This window comes from Shewanella sp. P1-14-1 (assembly GCF_001401775.1).
Taxonomy (GTDB): Bacteria; Pseudomonadota; Gammaproteobacteria; order Enterobacterales; family Shewanellaceae; genus Shewanella; species Shewanella japonica.
Genome location: NZ_LKTL01000085.1, coordinates 1 through 498 on the forward strand (window position 1 = coordinate 1; position 498 = coordinate 498).

The window sequence follows — 498 nt, forward strand, 5'->3', positions numbered from 1 at the left end:
GGTGGCCGAGTGGCCGAAGGCGCTCCCCTGCTAAGGGAGTATGGGCTTTAACTCCCATCGAGGGTTCGAATCCCTCCCTCTCCGCCATTTCTTAAAAATAGTAAACGATGCGCGTGTAGCTCAGCTGGATAGAGTACCTGGCTACGAACCAGGCGGTCGGAGGTTCGAATCCTCCCACGCGCACCATTACTATTAAAAAAAGCAATATCAATACGATGCGCGTGTAGCTCAGCTGGATAGAGTACCTGGCTACGAACCAGGCGGTCGGAGGTTCGAATCCTCCCACGCGCACCATTGATATTATTTGCTTTTGTACCAAATTTTGCGCGTGTAGCTCAGCTGGATAGAGTACCTGGCTACGAACCAGGCGGTCGGAGGTTCGAATCCTCCCACGCGCACCATTATTGTTCGGAGAGGTGGCCGAGTGGCCGAAGGCGCTCCCCTGCTAAGGGAGTATGGGCTTTAACTCCCATCGAGGGTTCGAATCCCTCCCTCTCC

At 54.6% G+C, this 498-nt stretch carries 4 tRNA genes; all 4 read left to right on the forward strand.

Going from position 1 to position 498, the window contains the following annotated elements:
- Window positions 1–109 precede the first annotated feature (109 nt).
- A tRNA-Arg gene (locus AN944_RS21050) sits at window positions 110–186 on the forward strand.
- Between the two features lie 31 nt (window positions 187–217).
- A tRNA-Arg gene (locus AN944_RS21055) sits at window positions 218–294 on the forward strand.
- A 30-nt stretch (window positions 295–324) separates the two neighbouring features.
- Window positions 325–401 (forward strand) — tRNA-Arg (locus tag AN944_RS21060).
- 9 nt (window positions 402–410) lie between these two features.
- A tRNA-Ser gene (locus AN944_RS21065) sits at window positions 411–498 on the forward strand.